A 12,681-nucleotide genomic window follows, 5' to 3' on the forward strand; every position below is an offset into this window, starting at 1 on the left:
TGGCCGGGTTGAATGGCTACCGGTATGGTGCCGTGAGAAAGGTATGTTTTGTGACGGATGTCACATTTCTGACCCCTGCTTTCAGGGGGTGGTGCTGGCTGCGGGTGTGGGGGGTTGCATGACGCGCTCCAGCTCGCAGGCCAGTTGCCGAGCGTTTTGTTGCCGGGCGATGGCCAGGGCCTGACGGAAACAAGCTTGCGCACCAGGCTCATCGGGTGTCACTCGTCGAAGCAATGCCAGACCTTGCATGCGCAGGAGGATGGGCTCGCCGTGAAAGTCACCAATGACCTTGCCCAGTGCGAGTGCCTCTGCTGCGGTAGTCTGGGCATGGGCGTACTGGCCAAGGGCCAACTGCGCCTCGACCAACAGCAGCAGCACCTGTACAGATATGCCGCTCATGGTCTGGCTGGCAGCCTGGCGCGCCATTTGGATCGCTTCGGCACCCTCAGGTTTGCCGTGCATGGCATCGACCCACCCCAGGACCACCTGTGCGCCAAGCTCCCACAAGGGAAAGCCATATCGCCGGGCCAGTTGTCGGCTCTCCTGCGCCACGAGTTCAGCGCGAGACAGATCTTTTTGCTGGCATGCCAGAATCGCCTCGAAGGTCAAGGCATAACCCAGCGAGAAGGGGTGTCCTAACCGTCTGGCCAGACTCACTGCAGCAGCGCTGTGCTGCCGGGCAGGTTCCTGATGGCCCAGTGCGCTGTGCACCCATGACAGATACGACTGTGCCGTGATGCCGGCGTCTTCACCAAACAGCGCGATTTGTCTGGCGTGCTGATCTTCCCGGTACAGCGTCAGCGCGAGCTCCAGGTGGTTTCTTGCCGCAGTGAAATCACCCCGCCAGAACAAGGTGTTGCCGGTGGCGAAATGCGCCTGTTGCAGGTAAATGGGGTTACCGGTCTGCTCGGCTGTGCGGATCAGTCTTCTCGCTACGGTCAAGGCATGTCCATGGCCAACGCGGGAACTGGCACTGGCCCACAGCCCCCAGAAGCCCGGAAACATGTCTGTGTTGTCCTGGTGACGCTCGCTCAATGCAACGGCTCGAGCGTAGGCTTCACTCCCCTCCAGCGAGGCGTAGCCTTGGGTTGCGCAGGCAGTGGCCCCCAGCCCGATGAACAGCGCCAGTTCCAGTTGGGCGCGTTCACTGTCATCAGGCAGGGCCGTTACGAGGGCCAGCCCGGCACGGAAGTGTTGCAGGGCTTCCAGACCTGCCGACTGAGCTGAAGCTGACTGCCCCGCTTGGAGCCAGCACCTCACAGCCTGTCGAGGGTCTCCGCTGGCCGCCCAATGTTGTGCCAGTATTTCAGGGCGCGTGTTCTGACCCGATCCACTCTGAAGCTGCTGGGCGATGGTTCGATGGCTGGCCTCCCGTTCCCTGCGGGGTTGCGATCGGTAAGCTGAATCTCTGAAGAGCACGTGCCTGAATCGGAAGCGCTCGTCAGGGAGCGCCGCAATCATCCCTGCAGCCTGAAGCCGGCTCAAGCGGTTTCTCAGGCTGGTGTCATCCAGCTGGCAGAGATGGGCGAGCAGGGGCAGGTCGAACTCCCGTCCAATGGTGGCGGCCATCTGAGCGACGGGGCGCGCTTCGCCCAGCCCATCCAGGCGAGACATCAGCAGATCCTCCAGGGTGGGTGGGATATCAACCGAGCTGTCATGTGCCAACTGATGCGCGAGTTCCTCGGCATAGAGCGGGATACCGTCTGAACGCGTGATGACCTTCTGCAAGGTGGCCTGCTCCAGGTCCGGCGCGATATGGCGTATCAGGATGCCAGTCTGGGTATCGTCGAGCGCGGGCAAGACGATACGGCGGATGCCATCTGCCGGCCAGGCAGGCTCAAATTCAGGCCGGGTTGTGAAGACGGCCAGCACCCTCGGTGCATCGGCTTCTGCCAGCAATTGCTCGATCAACTCCAGTGTGGAGGGGTCAGCCCAGTGCAGGTCCTCGACGATCAACAAAAGCGGATGCCGATTGGCCAGCAGTCGCAGGCGTTCCAGTAGCAAGCGGCGCAATGGCTCCCGTTGCATAGGCTGGCTGCCTTGAGTCGCCAGGTAAGGCGCGTGCAGTGGCAGACCGAGCAGATTGGCCAGCAGGGGGATAGCCTCTGCCGCACCGTCGTTGAAGGCCGCGTTGACGTATCGAACCAGTTTTTGGAAACGCACAGTGCTGCTGTCTTCACGCAAGAATCCCAGCCGCTGCTGAATCCACGTCACCAAAGGGAAGTAGGGCGAGTGCTGGCTCTCGGGACTGCAGCGGAGATCGATGAGGATGCTGGCGTGAGGATCAAGGGCCTCTTTGAGCGGCAGCAGCAGGCGGCTCTTGCCGATGCCCGGCTCACCCGTGATCAGAATGGCCTGGTGCTTGCCGCGACGCACCGATTGCCACGACGCCAGCAAGATCGCCACTTCGTCGGAGCGTCCGGTCAGCGGTGTCAGCGTGTGGCTGAAGGTGTCCAGCCGCACACCCAGAAGAGATTCATCCTGAACGAGGTAAGTATCAATGGTTTGATTGGATCCAGGCAGGAGCTCCTTGCCATGGTTGGGGCAATCAAATGCCGTGCTCACCAGTCTGAAGGTTTGTCCACTGATGAGCACTTTGCCTGGTTTGGCCAGTTGACGAAGGCCCATCGCCGTTTCTGTCAGCTCGCCGGTCAGATCCGGCGAAGCCGGGGCGCCCCCGCTGATGACCTCGCTGGTGTGTATGCCGACCCTGACTTGAACATCTACGAACGGCGAGCGCACCAGTGCCAGGCCTGCCTGGACCGCTTGTCTGGCGGCGTGTTCAGAAGCCTGTGGGTAGCCAAAATATCCGAGCTGTGTCCGGCCATGCACGGACACCAGGTGCCCGCCGTATGCCTGAATCACCTCGGCACACCGTGCCCGCGGTTGTGTCAGCAGGAAGTGCAGTTGATCGATGTCGCCAGACTGTGGCGGCACAAGCTCCATGCACAACACCGTCAGCTGGCGGCGTGTCCATGTGGCAGACGGGGAGGCCGCTGGTAGCACTGGGGGGCTGGCTGTCAGGGCTTGTGCCATGTCGCCTCGCCGAATCTGATCAGCCAGGTAGCTGGTTTCAGTTGTTGGCTGGACGCCCAGCTCGCGCTGCAGCGTGCGTGTACAGCGGTCATAGGCTGCCAGGGCGGCCGTATCCTGTCCTGTGCGGATCAGCAGACGCATGGCCCTGATCAACACCTGTTCATTCCAGGGCTCCAACTCCAGTGCCCGCAATGCAAAGGGCGCGGCCTTGCCAAAATCGCCCATGCGCTCCAGGCAGTCTGAAAGCCGGATCAGGCGATTCAGTGTCGACAAGTGCAAGGCTTCGCGCTGAGTGCTCAGCCACTCATCGAACTCGGGGCAGTCAGGCAAGGCAAAGCTGGCGAGAAACTCGCCGCGGTACCGTGCTGCCGCTTCTTCCATCTGGTGAAGGCAGGGGGCGCACTGGGCAGAGTGGGGTGATGCAGGGCAACTGCCTGGGGCCCCCAAGGCTTCGGCCACATCCACTCGGAAGTTCCCGCCGGACAGCAGCCGAACCGCCTGTCGGTCTACCTGCAGCGGTGAGGTTTCAGTGTCCCCGGTGTCCAGCGCTTTGCGCAGGTCCAGCAAGACCTGTCGCAGGTTGGTCAGTGCCGTGTCGCGGCTCAGGTGCGGCCAGAACAGTTGCGCCAGCCGTGCCCGTGAGCAGCTGCGATTCGGCTCGGTGGCCAGAAAGGCCAGCAGAGCCCGCCCCTTTTCATAGGCCAGATGACAGACTTGACCGTCCCTCGTCAGGGAAAAGCCGCCCAGGAGGGTCAGGGAGAACTGCGGGGGGGAAGCCATCTGTCACCATTTGAACTGCCTAATTTCCAAATGGTAACGCGTACGTCAGTTTGTTGTCTCAAAAGCAAAAAGCCCCGAGTAGGTACACCCGGGGCTTGCAGCGCAGTGGCGTTGACCGTGACGCAGATCAGAACGGAATGTCGTCATCCATGTCGTCAAAGCCTGTGGACGATTTTGGCGCTGGGGCAGGTGCGGATGGACGCGATGCCGGTGCCGGACGAGCAGCCGGACGGCTGGGCGCTTCCTGGCTGAAACCGTCGTCGCCACCCTGGGCGCCGCCGCCGTAACCACCGCCACTGCCACCGCGCGCCTCACGGCCGCCCAGCAACTGCATTTGTTCGGCGACGATCTCGGTGGTGTAGTTGTCCTTGCCGTCCTTGTCCTGCCATTTGCGGGTCTTCAGTCGACCTTCCACATAGCAGGGGCTGCCCTTTTTCAGGTATTCGCCGGCGATCTCGGCCAGGCGGTCATAGAAGACCACCCGGTGCCATTCGGTCTCTTCCACGCGGTCACCGGAATTCTTGTCCTTCCAGTTGCGGGTGGTCGCCAGCGACACATTGCAGACAGCCGCGCCATTCGGGGTGTAGCGCACTTCGGGGTCACGGCCGAGGTTGCCGATGATGATCACTTTGTTGATGGAGGCCATGGCCAGTTTCCAGATGCTAGATATAGATAGAGAGATCGAAAAGATGGCGGGAATTATTGCCCAGACGGCGCATTCCCGACGCTCGCTCTGACGAGGGGGTTCCCGAGGCGTTAGCATTGGCGCCCGAGGAGCCTTACCCCATGTGCCAACTGTTGGGCATGAACTGCAACACGCCCACCGACATCGTCTTCAGCTTCACCGGCTTTGCCACGCGCTCAAGCGAGCACGGGGACGGCTTCGGCATTGCCTTTTTCGAAGAGAGAGGGGTGCGTCTGTTCGTCGACCACGTGGCTGCCAGTGTGTCGCCGGTCGCTGAACTGGTCAAGCGCTATCCCATCAAGAGCCGCAACGTCATCGCACACATCCGCAAGGCCACCCAGGGGCACGTCGCCCTGGAAAACTGCCACCCCTTTGTGCGGGAGCTCTGGGGCCGCTATTGGGTTTTTGCACATAACGGAAATCTGAAAGATTTCGCACCCCGTTTGCATGCAGCCTTCCACCCCGTGGGAGACACCGACAGTGAGCGTGCTTTTTGCTGGCTATTGCAGGAACTGGCCAAGCACCACGCCTGCATGCCCACGGTGGAGGCGCTCACCGAGACCCTGCAGGAATTGGTGCCGCAACTGTCTTGTCACGGCACCTTCAATTTCATGCTGAGCCAGGGCGATGCCCTCTGGGCCCATGCCAACACGCGTCTGCACTACCTGGTTCGACAGAGCCCATTTGGCGTGGCGCGCCTGCAAGACGAGGACATGCAGCTCAATTTCGCCGAGCTCGCTGGCGAAAAAGACCGGGTCTGCGTGATCGCAACGGAGCCGCTGACTGTCGATGAGCCCTGGACCGCCTTCGAGCCGGGCAGGGTGATGGCCTGCGTCAATGGGGCACCTCTGTGACCCCGGTTGCTCAGGACTCGGTCAATCCGCGCGACATCCTGCTGGAGGTTTTTGGCTACGGTGCCTTTCGCGGACAGCAGGAAGACATCGTCCGCCATGTGATCGACGGGGGCGATGCCCTCGTGCTGATGCCCACCGGCGGCGGGAAGAGCCTGTGTTACCAGGTGCCGGCCATCGCGCGGCATCGTGCGGGCAGGGGGGTCACCATCGTGGTGTCTCCGTTGATAGCCCTCATGCAGGATCAGGTCGGTGCGCTCGAAGAGCTGGGGGTGCATGCTGCCTTTCTGAACAGCACCTGCACGCTGGAGGAAGCCCAGCGCATCGAGCGCGAGATGATGTCGGGCCGTCTGGTGATGTTGTATGCCGCCCCGGAGCGGGTGACCAACCTGCGGTTTCAGGCGCAACTGGCAAGCCTCCACGACAGGGGGCTGCTGAGCCTCTTCGCCATCGATGAAGCCCACTGCGTCAGCCAGTGGGGCCATGATTTCCGCGAAGACTATCTGCAGCTCAGCATGCTGCACGAGCGCTTTCCCGATGTGCCCCGGCTGGCCCTGACGGCCACGGCTGACAGCCATACCCGTGCGGACATGATCGAGCGGCTGCGCCTGCAGGATGCGCGCGTCTTCATCAGCAGCTTCGATCGACCCAACATCCGCTACACGCTGGTGGAAAAGGCTAACCCGCGGGCGCAACTGCTGCGCTTCATCCGCAACGAGCACGAAGGGGACGCTGGCATCGTCTATTGCCAGAGCCGCAAGAAGGTTGAAGACACCGCCGAATGGCTGGTGGAGCAGGGCATTGCCGCCTTGCCGTATCACGCTGGGCTGGACGCCAGTGTTCGCAAACGCAACCAGGACCGCTTTCTGCGGGAAGACGGTCTGGTGATGGTGGCCACGATCGCCTTCGGCATGGGCATCGACAAACCGGACGTGCGCTTTGTGGCCCACCTGGATCTGCCCAAGAACATCGAAGGCTACTACCAGGAAACGGGCCGTGCCGGGCGTGATGGGGGGGCAGCCGATGCCTGGCTCACCTATGGCCTGGCCGACGTGGTCAACCAGCGCCGCATGATTGATGAAGGCGCCGCCAGCGACGAGTTCAAGCGCATCCAGCGCAGCAAACTGGACGCCTTGCTGGCGCTGGCCGAAGCGCATGACTGCCGCCGGGTGCGCTTGCTGGCCTATTTCGGTGAGGCGAGCCAGCCCTGCGGCAACTGCGACAACTGCCTGCACCCGCCGCGCACCTGGGACGGCACCGAAGCCGCCCGCATGATGCTCAGCTGCATTTACCGCTTCTGGCAGCAGGGGCAGCAGCGCTTTGGTGCCGGCCACCTGATTGACGTTCTGCGGGGCAAGCACACGGAGAAGGTGGCGCAATATGGCCACGAACAGCTCTCTACTTTCGGCATTGGGGCATCGCTGAGCGAGCAGCAGTGGCGGGCGGTGTTGCGCCAGCTCATCGCGCTGGGCCATGTGGTGGTCGAAGGCGAGTTCAGCACCCTGGGCCTCTCACCCAGCGCAAGGGGCGTGCTCAAGGGCGAGGTCAGCCTGGTGCTTCGCGAGCCCGCCGAGCCCAAATCCTCGTCAACTCCCCGGCGAATCTCCGGCGCTGGCGGCGCACCCGAGGGCCTGGACGGGCTGGCACTGCAGCGGTTTCATGACCTGCGTGCCTGGCGGGCCGCGGTGGCCAAGGCGCACAACCGACCAGCCTACCAAGTGTTCCACGATGCCACGCTGGCCGAAATGGCGCGAATCGCGCCCCAGACCCTGGGTGATCTCTCCAGCATCGCTGGCGTCGGAGCCAAGAAGTTGGAGGCCTACGGCGCCGAACTGCTGGAAATCCTGAACGACGCTTCAGACTGATTTTTGACAATTGGCATGGCGAGCTTGTGTGTCGTCAAATGCCCGGCAAAAAACACGAGGAAGTGTTGCGGCATCACATCGACTCCTTTTGCCCCTCTGCAGCAATGAACCACAAACCGCCCCGCGTTGCCAACGCGTTACGTACGCGTGCGGCCATGTGTGTTGTTGTATACGAGGAGTTTTCTCATGTTTGCCAAGAAGTCTCTGGTGGCTGTTGCCGCCCTGCTGTCCGTGATGGGCGCTCAGGCTCAATCGAGCCTCAATATCTACGGTAATCTGGACGTTGCCTTCGGCAGCTTCGAGTCCGCGTTTGGTGATCGCGTGACCCGTGTCGAGTCCGGCATCGAAGCTGGCAGCTTCATCGGTTTCAAGGGTCAGGAAGACCTGGGCGGTGGTCTGAAGGCCATCTTCAAGCTTGAAAGCGTCATTGGCATGGACACGGGCGCTACCACCACCAACATGTGGACCCGCACCAGCGAAGTGGGCCTGACGGGTGGTTTCGGTACCGTCACGGCCGGTAATTCCTTGTCGCTGAACTTCCTGGCCAACGCCACTTACAACCCCTTCCCGGTGACCGGCGCGCTGAACGTGTCGGAGAACCTGTTTGGTCATAGCGTAGGTGTCGGCAGCTATCGTGTTGCTGTTGACGAAGCTTTCCGCTCTAACGCCGTCACCTACACGTCGCCTAACCTGGGTGGGTTCACCGTGGCTGCCCAATATGGCGCTGCCGAGTCGACCACTGGCACCGACGACACCTATGCATTGCAAGCCAACTACGCCGTGGGCAAGCTGTCCGTCGGCGGCACCTACACCGATTTCGACAGCAAGAAGGCCTGGCAAGTGGGCGCGAGCTACGACTTCGGCGTGGCCAAGGCTTTTGGTCAGTATGCGCAAGCCAAATACGACGGTGCGCCCGTGACCTACAAGGTCTACCAACTGGGTGTGGCCGTCCCTGTGACGGCCAACAGTGCAGTGCTCGCTTCGTATGGCGAAGGTAAGTACGACAGCATCCGTCTGCGTCAATTCAGCGCCGCTTATGACTACAGCCTGAGCAAGCGCACAGGTGTTTACGCCGGTGCTTTGTACGACCACGCGAAGGCAGGCAGCAGCGACAGCGGCACCACCTATGCTGTGGGTCTGCGTCACGCATTCTGATCACGCGCGGCCAGTCACAGGCCCTGTTGATTGCACCTCAAGGCAGCCCACGGGCTGCCTTTTTTGTTGACTGTGACTGTCTGGTTTCCCAAGGTAAACCCAGCGGGGCAGCGTGAAATCGCGCTACAGTCAGTACCCTGAGTGCATCAATGTGGTGCGTAACGGTTGGTATGAAACCAAGTGTGCCGTCCGAAAATATTGGTAAGGCAGTGTTGACATCTGCGTTCCATCAGCTTGTCACAATGTGGTGGTGTGATTTGTGTTGTTTAATTGCATCATTTGCACCACCTGAAAGCATTGCGCACCACAATAGCACCTAGAGTTGAGTTGCTCCGATATTCGGGCATCGACTTGTACTGTTAATCAGGAGAATCAAATGTTTGCAAAGAAGACTCTGGTTGCTGCCGCTGCCCTGCTGGCTGCCGTGGCCGCTCAAGCTCAATCTTCCGTGTCGGTGTACGGCAATCTGGATGTTGGTGTTGGCAGCTTCAAGGCTCCGTCGTTCGCGTTGGGCGTTGATGGCCTGCCTACCGGGGCTGTTGCCAAGGGTGACAGCACCACCAAGGTGGAATCCGGCATCGAAGCTGGCAGCTTCATCGGCTTCAAGGGTCAGGAAGACCTGGGTGGTGGTCTGAAGGCTATCTTCAAGCTGGAAAGCGTTGTGGGTCTGGACACGGGTTCCACCACCTCCAACTTCTGGACCCGCACCAGTGAAGTCGGTCTGGCTGGTACCTACGGTACGCTGACTGCCGGTAACTCGCTTGCTCTGAACTACTTGGCCAACGCCACCTTCAACCCGTTCCCTGTGACCGGTATGCTGAATGTGTCGCAAAACCTGTTCCAGGACGAAAACTTCCGCAAGAACGCTCTGACCTACGTGTCGCCGAGCTACTACGGTTTCAGCGGCGCTGTGCAGTACTCCGCTGCTGAAGCTGCCAAGAAGGTTGATGCCCTGGGTGCTTCCACGACTGAAGACGCTGACGACATCTACGCAGTTCAACTGAACTATGTGGCAGGTCCTCTGGCTGTTGGCCTGACCTACACCGACAACGTGTCTCTGCTGTCCAACATTGGCCTGAAGGGTCAATACGGTTATCAATGGCAATTGGGCGCCAGCTACGACTTCGGCGTGGCCAAGGCTTTCGCTCAATACGGTCAAGCCAAGGCTGATGACAACTGGGACAACAAGGCCAAGTTCTACCAACTGGGCGTGTCGGTTCCTGTGACTGCCAACGACGTGGTGCTGGCTTCGTTTGGTGAAAACAAGCTGGATGACCTGCGTGCTCGCGAGTTCTCGCTGGCTTATGACCACAGCCTGAGCAAGCGCACTGGTGTCTATGCTGGCTTGGTGTACGCCAACTTCAAGGCTGACAACAGCGAATCTGGCACTACCTACGCTGTGGGTCTGCGCCACGCCTTCTGATTTCGGGCTTCGGCCTGAATCAGCTTGAGAAGCGCCCTTCGGGGCGCTTTTTTGTGCCCGAGTGTCCGGAAATATTGGTCATAAATGTAACGTCGTTGTAGTCTGACAACGAAAATCAGGTATTCACCCCCTCGCAAGTGGTCATGGAACTTGCTTGCAGTGTTCGTCGGAGAAATTCCGACCCACAATGCATCGCATGGGTTAACGAGCAAGCAGCCTGTTGACCCAGAAGTTTCATCCCTCTCTCACTAGGAGAACTTTTAATGTTTGCGAAGAAGAACCTGGTGGCTGCCGCCGCCCTGCTGGCTCTGGCCGGCGCTGCTCAAGCTGACGTGAAGGCCTACGGCACCGTCGACATGTCCTTCGGCTCGTTCGAGTCTCTGCATGCCAAGGGCACGGACTCTCGCGTGACCGCCGTTCAAAGTGGCGCCATGATGACCAGCTACATCGGCTTCGGCGGATCCGAAGAGCTGGGTGGCGGCCTGAAGGCCGAGTTCGCTCTGGAAAGCTTCATTGACGTTGACACCGGCAAGGCTTCCGGCAATATCAACGGCGACTTCTGGAGCCGTGCTTCGTGGGTGGCCGTGGGTGGTAACTTCGGTCGCGTGATCGTTGGTCAATATGACAACGCCTTCTTTACCCAAGGCTGGATGTACAGCGCCTTCGGTTCGTCGATGGCCTTCAGCCCGACCATGCACTTCCTGTACAGCGACAACTATGGCAACCGAGATACCGGTGTGTATCTGGCCACCCAAGGTGTGACGTCTATCCAGTTGGGTACAGGTTTTGACACTGGTTGGCAAAATTCGCTGACTTACGAATCCCCCAACTTTGCCGGTTTCACTGTCAGTGCTCAGTACGCTCCCAAGGAAACCACGGCTAGTGGCAACGCTCGTGACAACTACACCCTGTCGGCCGGCTACAACGCAGGTCCTCTGAGCGCCATGCTGACCTACGCTCAAAGCGGTGACGACAACAACTACTACCTGGCCAAGCAAAAGGTCTGGGGTGTTGGTGCATCGTATGACCTGGGTGTGGTCAAGCTGCTGGGCCAATTCACGCAAGTGAAGACCACCGACGGCATTACCGCAACCGCCGGTACTTCTGATCTGACCCTGAAGGCCTATGAAATTGGCGTGGTGGTGCCCGTTTCGGAAGCCGGTGCTGTGCTGGCTTCCTATGGTGAAGGCAAGTACACCGCTGACGCTATCGACGGCTCGTTCAAGCACAAGATCTTCTCGCTGGGCTACGACCACAAGCTGTCGAAGCGCACGGACGTGTATGCCGGCTTCAAGAACGACGCTGGTACCGGTGCTGATTCCGGCCAAACCTTCGCCGTTGGTATCAAGCACAACTTCTGATCCAGTCCTCTGGATGTGAAGTAGAAGCGCCCTTCGGGGCGCTTTTTGTTTTTAAATTCCGTTATGTGTGCTCATTTTCTTGTGTTGACGGGCTGCCGCTAAAGGGCTGCTCCATCCTGGCGTGAACCATAAATAGGGGACAGCAGCGGGTGGCCACACAGGCCATCCAGGCTCAAAATGCATCGCGCGATTTCCGCGTGAACACGCATTGCTGCACGTTGTGCCCAATCATCAGAGAGGATGGAAGCCATGTTTATGAAGAAGAGCTGGGTGGCTGTGGCTGCCCTTATGACGTCGACTGGCTTGGCCCATGAAGCGCCCCGGGTTTTGCGGAGGCCAGTTGGTTTAAGTCAGGCGGTCACGGCCTGACCAGCGCGTTGTTGGTGGTAGTTTGCCTCGAACTCTGCGGGCGGGACATTGCCCAGTGGCCCCATCAATCGATGGTGGTTGAACCAAGAGACCCATTCCAGCGTTGCGAGCTCGACCGCCTGCTTGGTCTTCCACGGGCCACGACGATGGATCACCTCGGCCTTGTACAAGCCGTTGATGGTCTCGGCCAAGGCGTTGTCATAACTGTCGCCCTTGGAGCCCACTGAGGGCTCGATTCCGGCCTCGGCCAGCCGTTCGCTGTAGCGAATCGAGAGGTATTGCGAGCCCCTGTCGGAATGATGAATCAGACCATCGCCCTCGGAAGGCTTGCGGTCGTACAGGGCCTGCTCCAGTGCGTCGAGCACGAAGTCTGTGTGCATGGAACTGCTCTGGCGCCAACCCACGATGCGACGGCTGAACACATCAATGACGAAGGCCACATAGGCCCAGCCCTGCCAGGTCGAGACATAGGTGAAGTCCGAGACCCATAGCTGATTTGGCCGCTCAGCGCGGAACTGACGGTTGACGCGATCAAGCGGGCACGGCACCTTCGGATCAGCCATGGTGGTGCGCTGTGCCTTGCCTCGGCGCACGCCTTGCAGACCTTGCTGGCGCATCAACCGCTCGACGGTGCATCGCGCCACGGTGACACCTTCCCGATTGAGCTGCAGCCAGACTTTGTCGGCGCCATAGACCTGCAAGTTGGCGTGCCACACACGTTGGATCTGCGGCACCAGCACCGCATCGCGCTGGCCTCGCAGCGAGCGCAAGCCTGGCTGCCGCTGACGTGCGGCATGAAGCCAGTACGCGGATGGGGCAATCTGCAAGACGCGGCAGATCGACTCGACCCCAAATTGCTTGCGGTGCTGGTCGACGAAGGCCTTCAGGACTTGATGCGGCGGTCGAGCTCCGCCTGGGCGAAAAACGCGCTGGCCAGCTTCAGGATCTCATTGGCCTTGCGCAGTTCACGGTTCTCTCGCTCCAGATCTTTGATGCGTTGAGCATCTGCGGTGGTGACACCGTCACGTTGACCGGCATCCACCTCGTGCTGGCGCACCCAGGTGTGCAGGGTTTGCGGCACGCAGCCAATCTTCTCGGCAATCGATTCGATGGTCGCCCATTGCGACGGGTGCTCTGAGCGGTGCTCCAGCACCAT

At 60.4% G+C, this 12,681-nt stretch carries 8 protein-coding genes and 1 other annotated feature; of the genes, 5 read left to right on the forward strand and 3 right to left on the reverse strand.

The window, feature by feature from the left end; genetic code table 11:
* Positions 1-81: 81 nt before the first annotated feature.
* Both ACE3PH_RS12260 and ssb read right to left on the reverse strand, forming a co-directional pair.
* Entirely contained in the window at positions 82-3,816 is a 3,735-nt protein-coding gene (locus ACE3PH_RS12260) for an AAA family ATPase (RefSeq protein WP_374319348.1), read from the reverse strand.
* 127 nt (positions 3,817-3,943) lie between these two features.
* Complete coding sequence (gene ssb, locus ACE3PH_RS12265) at positions 3,944-4,462, reverse strand: single-stranded DNA-binding protein (RefSeq protein WP_374319351.1); 519 nt, start codon at positions 4,460-4,462, stop codon at positions 3,944-3,946.
* A 140-nt stretch (positions 4,463-4,602) separates the two neighbouring features.
* On the opposite strand from ssb, the gene ACE3PH_RS12270 reads away from it, so the two are divergent.
* The 5 genes from ACE3PH_RS12270 to ACE3PH_RS12290 all read left to right on the forward strand — a co-directional run bounded on the left by ACE3PH_RS12270 (position 4,603) and on the right by ACE3PH_RS12290 (position 11,156).
* Positions 4,603-5,355: a class II glutamine amidotransferase gene (locus tag ACE3PH_RS12270; protein ID WP_374319353.1), complete on the forward strand. Its 753-nt coding sequence runs from the start codon at positions 4,603-4,605 to the stop codon at positions 5,353-5,355.
* Positions 5,352-7,217: a DNA helicase RecQ gene (recQ, locus tag ACE3PH_RS12275; protein ID WP_374319355.1), complete on the forward strand. Its 1,866-nt coding sequence runs from the start codon at positions 5,352-5,354 to the stop codon at positions 7,215-7,217. Before ACE3PH_RS12270 ends, recQ begins: the two co-directional genes overlap by 4 nt.
* Before the next feature lie 186 nt (positions 7,218-7,403).
* Positions 7,404-8,372 (forward strand): porin, encoded by a 969-nt coding sequence (locus ACE3PH_RS12280; protein ID WP_374319357.1) that lies wholly within the window; start codon positions 7,404-7,406, stop codon positions 8,370-8,372.
* A 376-nt stretch (positions 8,373-8,748) separates the two neighbouring features.
* Positions 8,749-9,795 carry a porin gene (locus tag ACE3PH_RS12285; protein ID WP_374319359.1) on the forward strand — a complete coding sequence of 349 codons (1,047 nt, stop codon included), beginning with the start codon at positions 8,749-8,751 and terminating at the stop codon, positions 9,793-9,795.
* Between the two features lie 263 nt (positions 9,796-10,058).
* Entirely contained in the window at positions 10,059-11,156 is a 1,098-nt protein-coding gene (locus ACE3PH_RS12290) for a porin (protein WP_374319361.1), read from the forward strand.
* Positions 11,157-11,506: 350 nt separating this feature from the next.
* On the opposite strand, the gene ACE3PH_RS12295 is transcribed toward ACE3PH_RS12290, so the two are convergent.
* Positions 11,507-12,681, reverse strand: a protein-coding gene (locus ACE3PH_RS12295) for an IS3 family transposase (RefSeq protein WP_374319363.1) whose coding sequence is annotated in 2 segments (ribosomal slippage) — positions 11,507-12,444 and positions 12,444-12,681 — 1,176 coding nt annotated over the 2 segments. Because the reading frame shifts where the segments join, the coding sequence is not laid out codon by codon here. This gene is flagged as partial in the annotation.
* Positions 12,338-12,454 (reverse strand) — a sequence feature (AL1L pseudoknot). It overlaps the preceding gene by 117 nt.

It is taken from the genome of Aquabacterium sp., from assembly GCF_041909175.1.
GTDB lineage: Bacteria > Pseudomonadota > Gammaproteobacteria > Burkholderiales > Burkholderiaceae_C > Aquabacterium.

Bases quoted from the DNA above. Each gene is read 5' to 3' on its own strand.
- ACE3PH_RS12260 (WP_374319348.1), bottom strand. From the start codon at position 3,816: ATGGCTTCCCCCCCGCAGTTCTCCCTGACCCTCCTGGGCGGCTTTTCC.
- ssb (WP_374319351.1), bottom strand. From the start codon at position 4,462: ATGGCCTCCATCAACAAAGTGATCATCATCGGCAACCTCGGCCGTGAC.
- ACE3PH_RS12270 (WP_374319353.1), top strand. From the start codon at position 4,603: ATGTGCCAACTGTTGGGCATGAACTGCAACACGCCCACCGACATCGTC.
- ACE3PH_RS12280 (WP_374319357.1), top strand. From the start codon at position 7,404: ATGTTTGCCAAGAAGTCTCTGGTGGCTGTTGCCGCCCTGCTGTCCGTG.
- ACE3PH_RS12285 (WP_374319359.1), top strand. From the start codon at position 8,749: ATGTTTGCAAAGAAGACTCTGGTTGCTGCCGCTGCCCTGCTGGCTGCC.
- ACE3PH_RS12290 (WP_374319361.1), top strand. From the start codon at position 10,059: ATGTTTGCGAAGAAGAACCTGGTGGCTGCCGCCGCCCTGCTGGCTCTG.